Origin of the sequence: Actinomyces sp. ZJ308, from assembly GCF_011752065.1 — a bacterium.
GTDB lineage: Bacteria > Actinomycetota > Actinomycetes > Actinomycetales > Actinomycetaceae > Actinomyces.
This window is the reverse complement of the sequence record NZ_JAAIJY010000075.1, coordinates 1-1,086: the sequence shown is the minus strand read 5'-3', so window position 1 is coordinate 1,086 and position 1,086 is coordinate 1. Positions and strand designations below refer to the sequence as shown.

Genomic DNA, 1,086 nt, shown 5'->3' with positions numbered 1-1,086 from the left:
TGTACTTCCTCGGGAGGTTGTGAACAGGGCTGAGGTTGTGTGAAGGCCTCCGGCAGGATGTGGGTTGACACATCGCATCACTGACCGGAGGCCTTCATGACCCACGCTAACGCACCGCTGACCCCCAAGGGGCGTCGTCGTCTTGCTCGTCTGGTGGTGGAGGAAGGCTGGCCCGTGCGCCGGGCGGCCGAGCGCTTCCAGGTCTCGCCGGCCACCGTCAGCCGGTGGGTGGGCCGCTACCGGGCCGGCCAGCCCATGGAGGACCGCTCCTCCCGCCCCCACCACAGCCCAGGGCGGCTGGCAAGGCGCACTGAGCGACGCATCATCGCCTTGAGGCTCAACCGCCGGTGGGGGCCCCACCGCATCGCCTACCACCTGGGCCTGGCGCGCTCCACCGTGGGGCGCGTCCTGGCCCGCTACAACATGCCCCGCCTGACCGAGGTGGATCAGGCCACCGGGCTGGTGGTGCGCCGCCCGGCGCCGGTGCGCTATGAGAAGACCAGTCCCGGGCAGCTGGTCCATCTCGATATCAAGAAGCTCGGCCGCATCCCCGACGGCGGGGGCTGGCGCGCTCACGGACGGGGCTCAGCGCCCGCCCTGGCCGCCAACCGCGCCAAGACCCGCACCCGCCGTCGGGGCGACCCGGCCGGAGGCTACCGGTACATCCACCACGCGATAGACGACTACTCGCGCCTGGTCTACTCCGAGATCCTCGATGATGAGCGCAAGGAGACCGCTGCCGGGTTCTTTCAGCGCGCCAACGCGTTCTTCGAGGACCTGGGCATCACCGTCCAGGCTGTCATGACCGATAACGGGGCCTGCTACCGCTCACGGGCCTTTAACCAGGTCCTGTCCGCAGCCGGCATCAAGCACCGCTACACCCGCCCCTACCGGCCCCAGACCAACGGCAAGGTCGAACGCTTTAACCGCACCCTGGCCCATGAATGGGCCTACGCCCACACCTACACCAGCCAGACCCAGCGCGAGGCCGCCTACCAGACCTGGCTCCACCACTACAATCACCACCGACCCCACACCGCCCTGAACGGCCAAACCCCCGCCAGCCGCGTTCACAACCTCACAGGG

Annotated in this window: 1 protein-coding gene; it reads left to right on the top strand. The window is 68.9% G+C overall.

Annotated features, from left to right (window positions below; translation table 11 throughout):
• Positions 1–96: 96 nt before the first annotated feature.
• Positions 97–1,086 (top strand): IS481 family transposase (locus HCR68_RS13915; RefSeq protein ID WP_167150458.1); only part of this gene is annotated, 990 nt, incomplete at its 3' end.